This is a genomic window from Robertkochia marina, assembly GCF_004799345.1.
GTDB lineage: Bacteria > Bacteroidota > Bacteroidia > Flavobacteriales > Flavobacteriaceae > Robertkochia > Robertkochia marina.
Genome location: NZ_SSMC01000001.1, coordinates 1,440,103 through 1,456,408 on the forward strand (window position 1 = coordinate 1,440,103; position 16,306 = coordinate 1,456,408).

The window sequence follows — 16,306 nt, forward strand, 5'->3', positions numbered from 1 at the left end:
ATCAGGGAGCAAGTAAGCTTTCTAAAGCATAAGGGGCGATTAGCTCAGTTGGTTCAGAGCACCTGCCTTACAAGCAGGGGGTCACTGGTTCGAATCCAGTATCGCCCACAACCCAAAATCCCGATCGGAAACGATCGGGATTTTTTTATGCCCTGAAACCGCGTGAACTTGTTCACAGGCGGTGAAAGGGCATAAAAAAACCTGCGGCGCTGCAGGCGCCGGGATTTTAGGTTGAGCATTGCCCCCTCCCGGGATCACGCCCTGCAAGGGTGTAATCCTTCAGAGCTTCCTCGAAGGCGGTGAAGGGGCATAAAAAAACCTGCGGCGCTGCAGGCGCCGGGATTTTGGGTTGAGCATTGCCCCCTCCCGGGATCACGCCCTGCAAGGGCGTAATCCCAATGCTTTTTCAGGTAGCACTGACTCACCCCTTCCTTCAAAGCTTTCGGCTTTGACACCTTCCCCTTGCTAAGGGGGAAGGAGAACGTTGTTTTTCATTATCTAAAAGGTGGGGTGAAGGTAGTCCTTATTGCGATGGTGAGTATAGAATGCCACCGCGCCTGCTGGCCCCTCGCTCAAAAGGTCCGCCGGACCTTTTTTTCCATACGGCCCTCCAAGAGTGAAGAGGATTTTAACACTTAAGAGCAGTATTTAGCTTTCTGAAATTTTAGTCATCCTTTTTTTTATAATGCTTGTTATATATAAAAACTGTGTTATATTTGCACCCGCAATAAGGGCGATTAGCTCAGTTGGTTCAGAGCACCTGCCTTACAAGCAGGGGGTCACTGGTTCGAATCCAGTATCGCCCACAACCCAAAATCCCGATCAGAAACGATCGGGATTTTTTTATGCCCTTCAGCGAGCCAAGCTTGCTTGAGTGAAGCGTGAGGGCATAAAAAAACTCCCCAAAGGCGTAGCCTTTGCGGGATTTTGGGATTGCAACATCCCCATAGTCAGGATCACGCCCTGCAAGGGCGTAATCCTCCAGAGCTTACTCGAAGGCGGTGAAGGGGCATAAAAAAACTCCCCAAAGGCGTAGCCTTTGCGGGATTTTGGGATTGCAACATCCCCATAGTCAGGATCACGCCCTGCAAGGGCGTAATCCTCCAGAGCTTCCTCGAAGGCGGTGAAAGGGCATAAAAAAACCTGTGGCGCTGCAGGCGCCGGGATTTTGGGTTGAGCATTGCCCCCTCCCGGGATCACGCCCGAAAGGGCGTAATCCAAATGCTTTTTCAGGTAGCACTGGCTCACCCTTCCGTCAAAGCTTTCACCTTTTCTTCCACCCGCCAGCTGGCCCCCCTGGCTGCCGTCAGGCAGTTTCGCTCAAAAGGTCCGCCGGACCTTTTTATTACCGCTCGGTCCTCCCTTGGAGGAGAAGAGGACTGTTGTTTTATAAAGATTTCTGGGAAGGAATTGATGGTAGCCTTCGTCGCCCTTCATATGCCCTTATGTCTGCCGATAGGCAAGTATTCCTTAGAGGTATTCAGTGAGACCTGGTTTAACGGGTTCATCCAAATCATCTCTATATACCGCTTTGAAAAAGGCATATTAGTCATCCTTTTCCGGTTTTCGATATCCCTGACACATTTTTTTCCTGATTTATTGAAAATCAATAGTTCAGGACCCTTGTTTTTGGAAGTATAGGTAGCTTCGGGATGTTCTCAATTGGCTGATTTAGTATGCTGGTAGAACACTCAACCCGGATGGACCTGTTAGGGTTTATCTGTAAAACTTAATAGTTATGCGCAGAATATGTTGTTTAGCATTGGCAGTTTATACGCTCCTTGTTTTTAGTTCGTGCTTTAGTTACCGCGAAGTAAACCAAAATGAGGACCTTGTCAGCCATAAGGGCATTAAATACAAGGCGACTGTGCCCGTCAATAATTCAAGTAAAAAAAGGATCATAGCAGATTCAGTTTATTGGGCGCAGGACAGCGTCTGGATGAGAACGAATAGTAAACTCATCGGAGTCTCCGCGGCAGGCGTTAAGGTTGAAGAACGCAAGGTTGATTGGCTTCCGACTTTGCTAATTTTCACAGGAGCAGGTGCTGTGATTGTAGGTATTGGATTTATTGTATTGGATGGAGCATTTGATGTGGATTGGGGGCTGTCAAAAGCATTTCAAACGGAGTGATCTTTTTTTGTTGATAGGTTGCAGAAGATTTATAAAGGACTAATTGATAAGCTTTCAGTGTGGTGTATGGGTATGGTAGTGAATCTTTGTGGTATTTAGATTGTCCGTCTATTTTGTTAAGCAGCGTGTTCCCCGGGGGTATTTCCCCTTCTGCTATACCTGTCCTGATTTATTGAAAATCAATAATAAGGGATATCCGATTTCTACCGGGGCTTACCTTTAGTCCTGTGAACTCTTTACATGTTTAATTTTCTAAATAATGAAACGGTCTGTATTCTTGCTCTTATTAATATTTCAGTTTGGTGTATCCGCCTGGTCACAGACGCAGGAGGAATTGATTTTTGAACGTCCTTTGAATAATTTATATCTCGGCTTTTTGGGAGACCTTTCTTTGATAGCTGTAAACTATGAGCGCCTGTTCGAAATAAACTCCAGGGTTCTACTTGCCGGACAATTGGGGGTGGGTTATAATGAAGAATTTCAACTTTGTTTTTTTGGGCCTTGTCAAGAACCCGCTGAAAAGTTTGTCACTTTTCCCGTAAGGTTCTCCGGGCTTTTAGGGAAGAAAAAGCACTTCCTGGAAGTTGGCGTTGGCGGAACTTTGGTTTACGGTTCGTCACCGCATCCCTATTATGTGTATCCTCTTGTTGGATACCGACTTCAGCCTCTAGTGAAACAAAAAATGGTATTCAGGGTCTTTGCTTTATATCCATTTAAAAGTCGACAGGACCAAGCAATTATGCCTATACCGATGGGGTTGAGTTTGGGGGTGGCCTTCTAATACAACTCCAGGTGATTTGTTAACGTTACGCTCTTCCATTATGGGTCGGACCTATTCATTCATCCAGACAAATTCAAGGTCATTCAAATTATGGACGAATGTTTTGGTGTCTAAACACAACTTAGGATTCCTTATCTTTCTGGATTATTTCAACATTCTTTTAAAAACGCTTTTTTCAAGTTTATTCAACTCCGGTTCTAATGCCTTTCAGATTCATCTTTCCTATTGTTTTGTGGGCCTTCACCTGTTCCCTGTTTGGTCAATCTGACAGCGTCGGGGTGCGTGATATTGTTACTAAGACCATGGAAGAGCAATGGCAGTTATCTCCCTCTTCAGATAAAGGCACCTTTCGCATCACCTCTTACAAACCTATTTATATGTTGTTGGCGCGCTATAGTACCAGCCCCAATTCACTGCCTTTTAGTGAGAACCCGGATTACAGAGCTGTTGAACCTGCAGCCTATGACAGGGTAGAGTCCCGCCTGCAATTCAGTTTTAAAACCAAGATCTTCCACAATATGTTCTTTGGTCACGGCGATCTGTGGGTGGCCTATACCCAGCTGGCGCATTGGCAGGTGTATAATGAGGAGCTGTCAAGACCCTTTCGGGAATTGAATTATGAGCCGGAGTTGCTGCTTAATTTTCCTATGAAAATTAAGTTCGGTTCTGCCGCCATCAGGATGATGGGTTTGTCGTTTAATCACCAGTCTAACGGGAGGTCATTGCCATATTCCCGAAGCTGGAATCGTATTATTTTTCATTTGGGAATGGAAAGCGATCACTGGCAATTATTTCTTCGTCCCTGGATTCGGATCGATGACGCCGATGATGAAAACCCTAAAATTACCGACTTTGTGGGTCGGGCTAATGCCACCTTCGTATACAGCAGGAAACAACATAGCCTCTACAGTATACTGCATACTGATCTTTCACTCGGCAATCATAAAGGGAGCCTTGAGTTAAATTATTTATTCCCCATAAAAGGTACGCTTAGAGGGCATGCACAGATCTTTCACGGTTATGGAGAAACCATGATCGACTACAACCACCGTCAAACCACTTTTGGCATCGGACTTTCTTTTGTTGATTGGTAGTTTTTTAGGTTACGGGTTACGGGTTACGGGTTACGGTGTAGGGGTTGCCGAATGGAAATTCCAAAACCGGCCAACTCCTCCTTCTCTTCTCTCTTCTCTCTTCTCTCTTCTCTCTTCTCTCTACTCTCCACTCGCTAAAGAAATCATTCTCTCAAATACGGCAGTACATCAATTACCTTCACATCTGATCTCCCACGGTAGAGGTCCTTCAGGATGGCAGTATGCCCCTGCCCGAAGATTACCAGGGCACGATCATTCGGTTCCATGATCAGATCGATATTCTTCATGATATGAAAATTACGCTCCCACCATTTGGAAACCACACTAACCCCGTAATTATTTTGATCACCTCCCATGATATTGAAAACTTCCAGGTAAATGTTCTTGTTCTCGTTATCAGATTCGGCAGCGTTCATAGTGTAAAGAAGGTCTGATAGTGATCCCTTTTCGTAAAGATTCTCCCACGATCTCATCAGGGTATTGGCCTCTTTTATCAGGGTGTCCAGTTTGAAGGTCTGCTCACTCTCTTCCAGATATTTCATGAGTGGTCCAAAGCCAATATCCATAGGGTGATCGGCTACGTAAATATGTTCATGTCCTAGCCTATGAGCAATTCTGAATCCCAATTGCTGTCTTTCATTGATCGAAAGTTGGTGGTTGCCTTTACGATATTCTGCGTAGAGAGAGTCTAGTTTTGTTTTTCCGTAAGGATATTCCAGGATCACCTTGTGAGGCTCTAATGCTACCATGCTGTCTACAAGGCTTTGAATTTCCTCTTGCCGTTTTTTTGATTTCAGGTCGTCTATATTCAAGGAAACCATATCATTCGTTCCGGCAAAATGGAAAACCCCGAGAAAGGCGATCTCACCTAATTCTGGAGTATTGTTTTGCTGAGCCATCATGACGCATGTTGAAAATAACAGGGTTAAAATCAGAAAATACCGTTTGAAGGGTGGGTAGATATTAATCATTTGGTTATAAGGTTGGTTGGTGCTATAAAGATGATGCTTTAATCCGGGTGTTACGGTCTGATAAGGAATTTGGCAGTATATTTCGATTTTAAGAGGAAAAAATCTACACAACATGCTGAAAATGTGTAAATTGATTACTGTTAATCAGCCCTGGATAGGGCTGATTCAAATTTCTAAAATTGAGTCATATGAGATTTTTGTATTGTGCCCTCTTTGCATCTCTACTCTTTACGGTGTCCTGTAAATCGCCATCGGAAGAAAAGCAAAAAGCGAAGGCAGAACCCTATGCCTTAAAACAGACCATGTATTACGGAGGTGACATTATTACGATGGAAGGAGCCTCTCCGCGCTATGCCGAGGCCCTGGTACAAAGAGAGGGGCAGATCGTTTACGTGGGAAACCTGTCAGGTGCCAGGGAGAAGTTTGATGGTAAGGTCACGGAGGTGAATCTTAATGGTAAGACCATGCTTCCCGGTTTTATAGATGGTCACGTCCATTTCGGAGGTTTGGGCGCGCAGGCTGTAGGTGCAAATTTGCTGGCCGAACCTGATGGCCAGGTGAATACCATAGATGACTTGATAAAAGAAATGACTGGTTGGTACGAGGAGAACGGAACCGATAAAACCCAGGGTTGGATCATCGGGATGGGATATGACGATGCGGTACTGGCAGAAAAGAGACATCCCACAAAGGAAGATCTTGATAAGGTCTCTTTAGATGTACCCGTGATGGCTGTTCATATATCGGGACATTTTGCTTCAGTGAATAGTGCCGGTTTAGAGAAAATAGGATATAATGCCGATACCCCTGATCCTCAGGGAGGAGTTATAAGAAGAGTAGAAGGTACCTCAGAACCTAATGGGGTTTTGGAGGAGTTGGCCGCCATTCCTGCCATGATCAAGGCCATTAGTCCTGTAGAGCCCGATTTGGTATCTTATTATTTTGATAAGGCCCAGGAAATGGTGTTGAGCTATGGGTATACAACGGCCCAGGAGGGCAGGGCGATGGAAAATCATGAACAATTGGTTGATTATGCACAACAGGGAAAATTAAAGATCGATGTGGTGTCTTATATTGATTACGCCTATCAGCAGTATTTACGTACCGATTGGGTTGGGGTACGATATAAGGATCATTACCGTATAGGAGGTATTAAATTAACACTGGACGGTTCTCCTCAGGGGCGAACAGCCTGGAGAACGGAGCCATACCTGATTCCGCCTGATGGACAGCAAGAGAGGTATAGCGGCTACCCGGCTATTCCTGATGATAAAGATGTACAAGCTGTTGTTGATTCGGCCTTTGCAAATAACTGGCAATTGCTTGCGCATACTAATGGAGATGCTGCTGCTGATCAGCTTATACGGGCCGTGGCGGACGCCTCTGAAAAATATGGGAATGATGATCGTCGTACCGTATTAATTCACGGGCAGTTGCTTCGAATGGATCAGCTTGACAGCTTACAGAAATATGATATGGTAGCTTCCCTTTTTCCAATGCATACTTTTTACTGGGGCGATTGGTACAAGGAAATTATAGGGCCCGAGAAGGCTCAGCAGATCAGTCCGATCAAATCGGCATTGAATAAGGGTGTTCCGGTAACCAGTCATACCGATGCTCCTGTGGCTCTTCCAAACCTGATGATGATCATGCATACCACGGTAAACAGGGTGAGCCGTTCCGGAACTGTTATGGGCCCTGGAGAACGTCTAACACCTTATGAGGCCCTTAAATGTATTACCGAATGGAGTGCATGGCAGCATTTTGAAGAAGATCGCAAGGGTACGCTCGTTCCGGGAAAACTTGCTGACCTGGTAATATTGGATAAGAACCCGCTGAAGGTTGATCCGATGACCTTAAAAGATATCGTAGTACTGGAAACCATTAAAGAAGGGGAGACTGTGTTCAGGAGAGATGCCGGTAATTAAGACTGAATAACTCATATTAAAAATATACATTGCATATTCCTAAACTAAAATTCGCGTCAATTGTTGACAGTGCTTTGCTGTTGACATTATTATTTTTTCCTCTGTCTGTGTTGTCACAGGAAACGCTGGATCCTGACTTTTCAAGAGTTCAATATACCGGAAAAGGCTTCCAATTCAGTACTGCTGATGATAAGTTTTTAATGCATATAGAGTCCAGGTTGCAGTTTCGCTATGCCTATCCACAGGATCAGGATCCCATTACTTTTGAAGACTTTACGGATACTGAAACTCATGTATTTGAGGTAAATCGTGCCCGGTTAAAGGTAGGTGGACACGGATTTAAGCCCTGGTTGAAATATTACTGGGAGTACGATGTTGTTGGAGGTAATTTGCTTGATTTTCGGGTGATGGTTGAAAAATGGGAGTTCTTTAAGCTCAAAATAGGGCAGTGGAAAACCTATTTTACCAGAGAACGGGTAATATCTTCAGGAAAACAGCAATTGGTTGACCGATCTATCATCAATCGACCTTTTACCGTAGACCGCCAGCAGGGAATGGAGTTTTATGGCCGATTGTTTCCGGAAAGATTACTCGATCTGAGCTATAATATTTCCGTGCTTACGGGTACCGGAAGAGGGCAGTCAACCAATGACGATGAGCATCTTATGTATGTAGGTAGGTTACAATGGAATGTTTTTGGTCGTGAGTTGGGCTTTTCCGGCTCTGACCTTTCCATGACTGAAGCTCCTGAAGGCTTAATTGCTTTTGCAGGGGTAACGAACAGAAGTCCGTATACCAGGTTCTCTACTTCCGGCGGTGGTCAACTGGTGGGCTTTGCTGATGGAGAGGAAGGGCAGTACAGGGTGAATCAACTTTTGTTGGAAACCGCCTTTAAATACCGCGGATTTTCCTGGCAGCATGAATCTCATTACAAGGAAATTCACGATAGAATTTTAGCGCAAACCACTATCCTGAAGGGAAGTTATTTTCAGGCCGGATATTTCCTGCATCAGATTTGGTCGGATATTCCTGAGCCCCTGGAGGCGGCTATGAGATATGCCTGGTATACTCCTGAGGTTAATGTGGAGAATAACCTTCATAAAGAGCTCGGACTAGGGGTTAATTGGTTTTTTGCCGGGCATCGTAATAAACTGACTGCAGAGGTAACCTGGCTGGAACTGCAAGGGCCTACTTTCCCGGTAAGCGATGAAGTACGGGTTCGTGTGCAATGGGATATATCTTTTTAAGGTTTTTTTTTCAGATTATTATGGTAGAACTCCATACCCGGTGTCGGTTTGCCATTGTTGTCAAAAAGAGTGGCATTATCCCAATGAGAACCAACACCCCATCTCGTGCTGCAGGAGGTGGAAACCCAGGCAGGTTCCCAGTAAATAAGTCCTTGTCCGCCGGAGTTCTTTACGATCTTTTCCAGGTCCAGCAGGTAGTTTAGCTGACCTTCTTTGCTGGCAGGATATCCCGAAATCAAGGCTTCGGTGCCCAGGATATTATTAGCCTGGTCTGCATTGTCAAGCGTATACGGGTAAGCGGTTTCCACGATCATCAGTTTTTTGCGATGGGTTTCTACTAAATCGGCCAGGACTTCCCCAAGCCGGTCAAATTTGTATTCAGACCAATTAGGGTAATACGAAAGTCCGATCCAGTCAAAATCGGTGACCCCGTTCGCAGTGGCATCTTGAAACCACCATAAGGCATTTTCAGGTTGGGCAATATGCAGAATGATCTCGATGGGCCTGTCGATCTCCATAGATACGGTCCGCACCGCTTTTATACCCGTGTTGATCAGATAGCTGTTACGCTCCCAGTCTATGGAGCCGGTACCCTCACCCTGCCTGAGGATCATTCCGTTAATTTCATTACCAACCTGCACCATTTCAGGAAGAAGATCTTCTCGCTTCAGTTCAGTTAGGGTTTGGTAAGTGTAGTCGTATAGCAGTTTTCCGAGAGCAGCGGTGTCGTCAATATGGTCTTCCCAGGCTTTGGGTATTTCCTGTTTGGCAGGATCGGCCCAATCATCAGAATAGTGGAAATCAAGGAGCACTCTCATTCCCGATTCCTTGGCCCTGGCTATTGATCGTTTCACATCCTTCAGCGTGCTGTAATCGGTCCACTCTGGAGTATGCCACAGCCGCAAGCGTACCAGGTTAGCGCCGGCAGTAGCAAATAGCTCGTAAGGGTCTTTTCTGACCCCTTCACTGTTCTTATAGACAGCTCCGCAATCTTCCATTTCATTTACATAAGACAGGTCGGCCCCATAGTAGAATTCGGGAGTCGTAATTTCTGAGGTGGTTTCTCTGCTTGCGGCATCACTTTCGTTCTGACATGAGATGATGGATAAAAAGGAAAGCAGGAGGAGAGGTAATAATCTTTCCGGGAGTAAGGATTTTAAGGTTAGTTTCATGATTTAAAATTAATGATACGTACCCGAATACCGAAGTATTCTTTTTTGAAAGGTTATCATAACGTCTAAATGATTGAAAGTAAGTCTGTTATGATGATTAATGAATCTTAATGTGTATATTTAGTATCCCAACCATGGTCTGCCTTCCATGCATTCTCAAGTATTAATTATTAAAATGCAAACAATGAAACACTTGCTAAAAATTTCATGTATCCTGGCCTTTATGTTCACTTTTGCCGGATACGCTCAAATTCATGATGAAGAAGCGAAGCTTATCCAGGAAGCTTTTGGGGTAGACAAAAAAGACATGCTAATGATGTACATGGCCTTGCCCGATGATGAAGCTACTGTTTTCTGGCCCATTTATGATGCTTATACAGGAGAAAAGAATAAATTGGGTATGGAACGCTATCAGATCCTGAAAGACTATGCAGCAAACTATGAAAGTCTTTCTGCAGATCAGGCTGATGATCTGACCACAAGGTTGTTGAAAAACAACATGGCTATAGAAAAGCTTCAGTTGAAATATTACAACAAAATGAAGAAGGCCGTAAACCCATTGCAAGCCAGTAAGTTTATTCAGGTTGAAAAATACATCGAATCAACCATGAGGGTCCGGCTTCAAAACAATATTCCGTTTATTGGAGAAGCCGGCCAGTTGAAGGGTTAAATATCTTCTGATTGTGCTGCTAAATGAGTTCAAGGACCCTTTCCAGTGCCATCCCTCTTGATCCTTTGATGAGCAGGTGTGGGGTTTGAAGGGGTTCTGATTTTATATAAGCGCTGAATTTCTCAAAATTTTCAAAGGTTTTAGCCTTTGTTTGGGTGGAACTAAAGTGCTTCCCGACAAGATAGATGTTTTCAAGGCCTAATTGTTCACACAGGTCTGCAATGTACTGGTGCAGATCAGCAGCTTCCTCGCCAAGTTCGAACATATCTCCAAGGATTACCGATCTTTTTTCTGAAGGGGCGTGATTGGCAAAATGCCGCAGTGCTGCTTCCATGCTGCTGGGGTTAGCGTTGTAAGCATCTAATAAGATCTCTTTTCCGTTTTTGGAGATCAATTGTGACCTGTTGTTGGAAGGAACATAAGACTCCAGGGCTGATCTTATATCCTCAGGAGTAACCTCAAAGTAATGACCGATGGCTGCCGCCAGTGCCAAATTGTTATAGTTGTAGTCTCCTGTGAGCTTCGAGCTTATGACACCGTCCTTGGTTTTGAACTTTACGAAATATCCGTCTTTGAGGAGTTCAGTATGAAAATCGGTTGGGGTGCAATTTCCAAAGGCAAACTTTTTCTGGTATTCGGAAAGCTTGCTTTTTTGAATGTCATCACAGCTATTGTAGAAAATGGTTTTATGATGGCTGATAAGGTGATCATACATTTCGCTTTTTCCCTTTATCACCCCTTCGACTCCGCCAAAGCCTTCCAGGTGCGCCTTTCCGTAATTCGTGATCAGTCCGTAATCGGGCAGGGCGATATTGCAAAGCGCCTCAATTTCTTTTTGATGATTGGCGCCCATTTCCACGATCCCGATCTGGGTGTTCTTATTAAACGATAGTAACGTTAAGGGCACACCGATATGGTTGTTGAAATTACCCCGGGTTGCTGCGGTATGGTATTTTTTTGACAGCACCGCTTTGATCAGTTCCTTGGTGGTGGTTTTTCCGTTACTTCCCGTCAGGGCCAAGATGGGGAGGCCTAAAAACTTTCTATGAAAAGTCGCCAGTTCCTGCAGCGTTTTCAGCACGTTATTCACCTTGATCAATCGTACATTACTGTGATCAACATTTTCATCGACTACAGCGTAGGATGCCCCCAGTTTCAAGGCTTCGAGGGCAAATGCATTGCCGTTAAAATTGTCGCCTTTCAGGGCAAAGAAAATAGCATTGTGTTCAATGTTTCGACTATCGGTACATACGCCTGAGGCGTTCAGAAATAGCTTGTGCAGGTCTTCAGTTCTCATGGGATAAAAATAAAAAAAAAGCCCTGATCTCTCAGGGCTTTTATATTGAACACTTAATAAAATTAGTGTCTTGGCGTTTTCTTTTCGGTTGCTTTTGAGCCAACTCTCGACATGGCGCAACGGAAACCAATGTAATCGGTGGCCATATACTGTGGTAAGTATCTTCTTTGTGCTGGATCAAGCCAGTATGCACGGTCTTTCCAGGAACCTCCTTTAAATACACGTACTTCGTCATTGATCAGGGTGGTACGGGTGTTGGACTCATCATATTGTTTGATGATGTTTCCTTCCTCATCACGTCTGATCTCGTGGGTCGGAGCATTGTACATACGCTTAGAAGGATCTATTTCTTCTTCGTCTATATCGAATTGCTTGAAATAACGTGTAGAACTTGGATCTCCATCGCGGTAATCACGGTTATCACTGGAATCAAAATTTGTTCTCAGATAAGTATCGTTTTCGTCAACAGGAACCATTGCGATCTCTCCCGGAAGGTCTCTGGCGATAATTCTTCCGTTTGGAAGGGTGTCGTAACGCATGTCATTCTGGGATACGATATCAACTTTCCCTTCTTTATCGATGGCAGTTTTCATATAAACGTTACCACGGTAGTAGTTGAAATCGTTTGCATCATCGTCAACGATCGGACGATAAACATCGGCTACCCATTCGGCTACGTTACCGGCCATGTCGTAAAGACCCCAGTCGTTAGGAGGGTATGATTTAACCTCGGCAGTAATGTCGGCCATGTCGTCAGACCATCCTGCAATTCCACCATAATCACCTTTACCTTGCTTAAAGTTGGCAAGCTGGTCTCCACGATATTTTCTCTTTCCTGAACGGGTATATTGACCGTCCCATGGATATTTTTTACGTCCTCTGTAGTTGTTGTATTCTCTTGATCCTACGATGGCCTGTGCAGCATATTCCCACTCCGTCTCAGTAGGCAGACGATAAGCAGGCATAAGGATACCGCTGGAACGTTTTGCGAAAACATTGGTAGAATCTCTTTTTACTTTTCCTTGAAGTGAGTCTATCTGACCACCGTAAACATTGCTTGGACTGTTCAGGTAGGTTTCAGTGCTGAAAGTTCCATCCAGTTCTCCGGTGGTTACCTGGTATTTAACGTTGCGATCAAGATATCCTTCTCTTTCAAGAATGTGTTCGTTTACTCTGTCTGTACGCCATTCGCAATACTGAACAGCCTGTACCCAGTTCACACCAACTACCGGATATTCGGCATAGGCGGGGTGTCTCAGGTAGTTGTTGGTCATCACCTCGTTATACCCCAGACGATTTCTCCAAACCAGGGTGTCAGGAAGGGCACCATAATAAATATTTGTGTAAGCAGGATTTTCCGGTGGATATACCTTCTTCAGGTAGTCCAGGTACTCCATATACATTTTATTGGTTACCTCGGTTTCGTCCATGTAGAACGATTGCACGTGCATTTGTGTAGGTGAATTGTTCCAGTCGTGCATTACGTCATCCTGTACTCTACCTCGGGTAAAGGTTCCTCCCTCAAGGAATACAAGACCGGGCGCGGTCTCCTGTTCGGTGAAGTTGGTGTTGTACTGGAAGCCGCCATCTTTAGAATTGATCTGCCAGCCGGTAGCTCTCGAAACGTTCTTTGACGAAGAGCTGTTACAGCTCGTAAAGCCCGCAATTGCTACAGCGCCCAGCAATAATGCATTAGATAGATACTTTCTCATAATTAAGATTTGAGTTGTCTTGAAAACAGTACGCAATATAGTAATTAAGTATTTCAAGTCAATTAAATTCATATAAATTGTACGGCTAATGTTGTCAAACATTCTACTGTTGTTGTCAAAACGTATTTCGGTTTTGTTTATTGTACCTGAGTATGAATTTATAAGGTGGTTAAAAGGAAAATTGAGTAGTGTTGAGCTGATATTACTGAATTTTCAGAGGCTGAAGGCCTGTGGTTTTAGTTTATACATTGTACGAATTATATATTAAGTGTACTTTTACACATTATTTTCGGCTTTATTACGTTATATGGTAATAAGTAGGTTGAAGGTCGAAAAAGTAAGGCTCTGATACTGAGTATATTTACATTTAATTTTTATAAAAACGTTGTATGAGAAACTATTATCTGCTACTTGGTTTCCTGCTTACCTGTTATACTGTTTTTTCTCAAAGTGACCCTAATTCCCGAGTCATAACCACCGGGGTACCTTTTTTATTGATCACCGCCGATGCGCGTGCAGGGGGTATGGGTGAACTGGGGGCTACCACTACGCCTGATGCTTTTTCTCAACAATGGAATCCGGCGAAATATGCTTTTGCACCTGAGACTACCGGAATTGGTATTAGTTATACGCCTTATCTGAGCCAGTTGGTTAATGATATTGCACTCTTGAATGCCACTGTATATCATCGCATAAATGAGCGTAGTGCCTGGGCGGCGAGTATCAAGTATTTCAGTCTTGGTGACATAGAATTTATCTCTGAAGCGGAAGCTATTCAAGGTTTACGTCCTATTATTGAAAGACCCAATGAATTGGCCGTTGATGCCTCTTATTCTTTGAAACTGAGCGAAACTTTCTCGATGGCCGTAGCAGGGAGATTTTTAAGGTCTGATCTCAAGCTGCAGGAAGAAGGTATCGATGCCAGGTCAGCATCTTCTTTTGCGGTAGACGTTGCCGGTTACTACGAGTCGGAAGAAGTAGCCTACGACCGGTTTAATGGCCTGTGGAAATTTGGTTTTAACGTCAGTAATGTTGGGCCTAAGATCAAATATGACGCAGAAGGCCGTGATACTTTCCTTCCAACCAATCTGAAGTTGGGGGGAGGATTTGATTTTATATTCGATGCACAAAATCAATTAGGGCTCAACCTGGAGTTCAATAAGTTGTTAGTGCCTACGCCAAGTGATAGTAATGGTGATGGGCGAATAGATAGTCTCGATGATTATTACAACGAATCTTTTTTTAGTGGAATATTCTCTTCATTCGGTGATGCCCCCGACGGGTTTAGTGAAGAGCTCAAAGAAGTTACCTGGGCCCTTGGCGCCGAATACGCCTATAATGAAGCATTCTTTCTGAGGTCAGGTTATTTTCATGAAAGCGAAGAAAAAGGAGCGCGGCAATTCTTTACGCTGGGAGCAGGCTTTCGGTTTAACGCAACCAGTATAGACCTGTCTTATCTGTTTTCTACCTCTAATGTGCGAAACCCGCTTGAGAATACCCTTCGTTTTTCACTTACATTCTTACTGGGCAGTAATCGATAGGAATACGTTGAGGTGTCACGCTTGTTTTTCTGCAACAAGTCTGAGATCTGATAAACTTCATGGTTATTCGCGGGGAACTCCCTATATTTAGCAGTTAAATATCAGATATTGAAGAAGATAGAATTGCAGACGGTTATTGAGGTCTATCCTGAGTTGGACAGCCTTCCTGAACCGATAATAGGCTTAATGCACCAGGCCATCCAATCCCGTAAAAAGGCCTACGCCCCATATTCCAGGTTCCGTGTAGGTGCTGCAGTGCTTCTTGAGAACGGAGCTGTGGTGCTGGGCAACAACCAGGAAAATGCAGCCTTCCCTTCAGGACTTTGTGCCGAAAGGGTGGCAGTAAGTCAGGCCGGCGCAGTATACCCGGGAATTGCAATAAAAGCCTTAGCTATTACTGCAGCTGCCGATGACCGGGTAGTCAAAGAACCTGTGCCTCCATGTGGTTCCTGCAGGCAGGTTTTAACAGAATATGAGCATCGGCAAAGTACTCCTATTGATATATATTTTATGGGGGAGATCTCTGAGATCTACAAGGTAAATTCAATAGCTCAATTGTTGCCGCTTATATTTACCGGAGACAGCTTGCAGGATAAAACGGATTTTACCCTTTAAAACCTTCTTTTCGTTTTTTCACTTTTACTGAAAGTACTACTTTTGTAGTTGCGAAAAAATGCAGGTGACTTTTATTGTTAAAATGAAGTGATCAACAATGATGTTTTTTTGCCCCTGAAGCTATTGCATAAAATAATATTTGTTCATGAAAAAAGTTACAAAACAAGTTTATCTGAAATGGTATGAAGACATGCTGTTTTGGAGAAAGTTTGAAGATAAGCTGGCCGCGGTTTACATCCAACAGAAAGTAAGAGGGTTTTTGCATCTATACAACGGACAGGAAGCTGTTCTGGCAGGGTCTTTACATGCTATTGACATTAAGAAAGACCGTTTGATCACTGCGTACAGAAATCACGTTCAGCCTATCGGTATGGGGGTAGACCCTAAAAGAGTAATGGCTGAGTTGTACGGAAAAGGAACAGGAACCTCTCAGGGGTTAGGAGGCTCAATGCATATTTTCTCAAAAGAGCACAACTTTTACGGTGGCCACGGTATTGTAGGAGGTCAGATTCCTTTAGGAGCCGGGTTGGCCTTTGCCGATAAGTATTTTAAAAGAGATTCGGTGACCCTTTGTTATATGGGTGATGGAGCAGTTCGTCAAGGAGCGCTGCATGAAGCCTTTAATCTTGCTGTATTATGGAACCTTCCCGTAATTTTTATTTGTGAGAATAATGGTTACGCAATGGGTACTTCTGTAGCCAGAACAGCAAAAGAGCAGGAAATATGGAAACTCGGACTTGGGTATGACATGCCGAGCAGCCCGGTTGATGGGATGAACCCGGTGAAGGTAGCTGAAGCTGTATCAGAAGCAGCTGAGCGTGCCAGAACTGGTGGAGGACCAACTTTCCTGGAAATGAAAACATACAGGTACCGCGGGCACTCAATGTCTGATGCCCAGCATTACCGAACTAAAGAAGAAGTGGAAGAGTACAAGAAGATCGACCCTATTACTCAGGTGAGAGATATTATCCTTGAGAAAAAGTACGCTTCTGAAAAACAAGTGGATGAGATCGATAAACGGGTTAAAGACCTGGTGAAAGAATGTGAGAAGTTCGCAGAAGAGTCACCATGGCCTGAAGCTAATGTTATGTACGATACCGTATATGAACAGGAAGATTACCCGTTTTTACCACATAAACTATAATTA

The 16,306-nt window shown here is 44.1% G+C and carries 13 protein-coding genes and 2 tRNA genes; 11 read left to right on the forward strand and 4 right to left on the reverse strand.

Annotated features, from left to right (window positions below; genetic code table 11):
- The first annotated feature begins 33 nt into the window (after positions 1-33).
- The 5 genes from E7Z59_RS05960 (at position 34) to E7Z59_RS05980 (ending at position 4,006) form a co-directional block, all read left to right on the forward strand.
- A tRNA-Val gene (locus E7Z59_RS05960) sits at positions 34-108 on the forward strand.
- A gap of 623 nt (positions 109-731) precedes the next feature.
- Positions 732-806 (forward strand) — tRNA-Val (locus E7Z59_RS05965).
- A gap of 932 nt (positions 807-1,738) precedes the next feature.
- Complete coding sequence (locus E7Z59_RS05970) at positions 1,739-2,131, forward strand: hypothetical protein (protein ID WP_136335362.1); 393 nt, start codon at positions 1,739-1,741, stop codon at positions 2,129-2,131.
- Positions 2,132-2,390: 259 nt separating this feature from the next.
- Positions 2,391-2,912 carry a hypothetical protein gene (locus E7Z59_RS05975; RefSeq protein ID WP_136335363.1) on the forward strand — a complete coding sequence of 174 codons (522 nt, stop codon included), beginning with the start codon at positions 2,391-2,393 and terminating at the stop codon, positions 2,910-2,912.
- 200 nt (positions 2,913-3,112) lie between these two features.
- Entirely contained in the window at positions 3,113-4,006 is an 894-nt protein-coding gene (locus E7Z59_RS05980; protein WP_136335364.1) for a phospholipase A, read from the forward strand.
- Between the two features lie 143 nt (positions 4,007-4,149).
- Here the strand turns inward: E7Z59_RS05980 and E7Z59_RS05985 are convergent, their stop codons facing one another.
- Positions 4,150-4,908 (reverse strand): DUF5694 domain-containing protein, encoded by a 759-nt coding sequence (locus E7Z59_RS05985; RefSeq protein WP_136335365.1) that lies wholly within the window; start codon positions 4,906-4,908, stop codon positions 4,150-4,152.
- Between the two features lie 257 nt (positions 4,909-5,165).
- On the opposite strand from E7Z59_RS05985, the gene E7Z59_RS05990 reads away from it, so the two are divergent.
- Both E7Z59_RS05990 and E7Z59_RS05995 read left to right on the forward strand, forming a co-directional pair.
- Positions 5,166-6,905 (forward strand): amidohydrolase, encoded by a 1,740-nt coding sequence (locus E7Z59_RS05990; RefSeq protein WP_136335366.1) that lies wholly within the window; start codon positions 5,166-5,168, stop codon positions 6,903-6,905.
- An 80-nt stretch (positions 6,906-6,985) separates the two neighbouring features.
- Complete coding sequence (locus E7Z59_RS05995) at positions 6,986-8,152, forward strand: porin (RefSeq protein ID WP_244932696.1); 1,167 nt, start codon at positions 6,986-6,988, stop codon at positions 8,150-8,152.
- Here the strand turns inward: E7Z59_RS05995 and E7Z59_RS06000 are convergent.
- Positions 8,149-9,324, reverse strand: a complete 1,176-nt coding sequence (locus E7Z59_RS06000) for a glycoside hydrolase family 53 protein (RefSeq protein WP_136335367.1) — start codon at positions 9,322-9,324, stop codon at positions 8,149-8,151. The two genes, E7Z59_RS05995 and E7Z59_RS06000, sit on opposite strands and share 4 nt — an antisense overlap.
- A gap of 184 nt (positions 9,325-9,508) precedes the next feature.
- Here E7Z59_RS06000 and E7Z59_RS06005 point away from each other — a divergent pair, with 184 nt between their 5' ends.
- The gene (locus E7Z59_RS06005; protein WP_136335368.1) at positions 9,509-9,994 is read left to right on the forward strand and encodes a hypothetical protein; all 486 of its coding nucleotides are present in this window, start codon (positions 9,509-9,511) and stop codon (positions 9,992-9,994) included.
- A 19-nt stretch (positions 9,995-10,013) separates the two neighbouring features.
- Here E7Z59_RS06005 and E7Z59_RS06010 read toward each other — a convergent pair whose 3' ends face one another.
- Entirely contained in the window at positions 10,014-11,291 is a 1,278-nt protein-coding gene (locus E7Z59_RS06010) for a UDP-N-acetylmuramoyl-tripeptide--D-alanyl-D-alanine ligase (protein ID WP_136335369.1), read from the reverse strand.
- A 62-nt stretch (positions 11,292-11,353) separates the two neighbouring features.
- Positions 11,354-13,003 (reverse strand): gliding motility lipoprotein GldJ, encoded by a 1,650-nt coding sequence (gene gldJ, locus E7Z59_RS06015; RefSeq protein WP_136335370.1) that lies wholly within the window; start codon positions 13,001-13,003, stop codon positions 11,354-11,356.
- A gap of 389 nt (positions 13,004-13,392) precedes the next feature.
- On the opposite strand from gldJ, the gene porV reads away from it, so the two are divergent.
- From porV to pdhA, 3 genes are all read left to right on the forward strand, one after another.
- Positions 13,393-14,544, forward strand: a complete 1,152-nt coding sequence (gene porV, locus E7Z59_RS06020) for a type IX secretion system outer membrane channel protein PorV (protein ID WP_136335371.1) — start codon at positions 13,393-13,395, stop codon at positions 14,542-14,544.
- A gap of 108 nt (positions 14,545-14,652) precedes the next feature.
- The gene (locus E7Z59_RS06025) at positions 14,653-15,159 is read left to right on the forward strand and encodes a cytidine deaminase (protein WP_136335372.1); all 507 of its coding nucleotides are present in this window, start codon (positions 14,653-14,655) and stop codon (positions 15,157-15,159) included.
- Positions 15,160-15,304: 145 nt separating this feature from the next.
- Positions 15,305-16,303: a pyruvate dehydrogenase (acetyl-transferring) E1 component subunit alpha gene (gene pdhA, locus E7Z59_RS06030; RefSeq protein WP_136335373.1), complete on the forward strand. Its 999-nt coding sequence runs from the start codon at positions 15,305-15,307 to the stop codon at positions 16,301-16,303.
- Positions 16,304-16,306: the final 3 nt, after the last annotated feature.

Coding starts and splice junctions, on each gene's coding strand:
- E7Z59_RS05970 (WP_136335362.1), top strand. CDS start 1,739: ATGCGCAGAATATGTTGTTTAGCATTGGCAGTTTATACGCTCCTTGTT.
- E7Z59_RS05975 (WP_136335363.1), top strand. CDS start 2,391: ATGAAACGGTCTGTATTCTTGCTCTTATTAATATTTCAGTTTGGTGTA.
- E7Z59_RS05980 (WP_136335364.1), top strand. CDS start 3,113: ATGCCTTTCAGATTCATCTTTCCTATTGTTTTGTGGGCCTTCACCTGT.
- E7Z59_RS05985 (WP_136335365.1), bottom strand. CDS start 4,908: ATGATGGCTCAGCAAAACAATACTCCAGAATTAGGTGAGATCGCCTTT.
- E7Z59_RS05990 (WP_136335366.1), top strand. CDS start 5,166: ATGAGATTTTTGTATTGTGCCCTCTTTGCATCTCTACTCTTTACGGTG.
- E7Z59_RS06000 (WP_136335367.1), bottom strand. CDS start 9,324: ATGAAACTAACCTTAAAATCCTTACTCCCGGAAAGATTATTACCTCTC.
- E7Z59_RS06005 (WP_136335368.1), top strand. CDS start 9,509: ATGAAACACTTGCTAAAAATTTCATGTATCCTGGCCTTTATGTTCACT.
- E7Z59_RS06010 (WP_136335369.1), bottom strand. CDS start 11,291: ATGAGAACTGAAGACCTGCACAAGCTATTTCTGAACGCCTCAGGCGTA.
- gldJ (WP_136335370.1), bottom strand. CDS start 13,003: ATGAGAAAGTATCTATCTAATGCATTATTGCTGGGCGCTGTAGCAATT.
- porV (WP_136335371.1), top strand. CDS start 13,393: ATGAGAAACTATTATCTGCTACTTGGTTTCCTGCTTACCTGTTATACT.
- pdhA (WP_136335373.1), top strand. CDS start 15,305: ATGAAAAAAGTTACAAAACAAGTTTATCTGAAATGGTATGAAGACATG.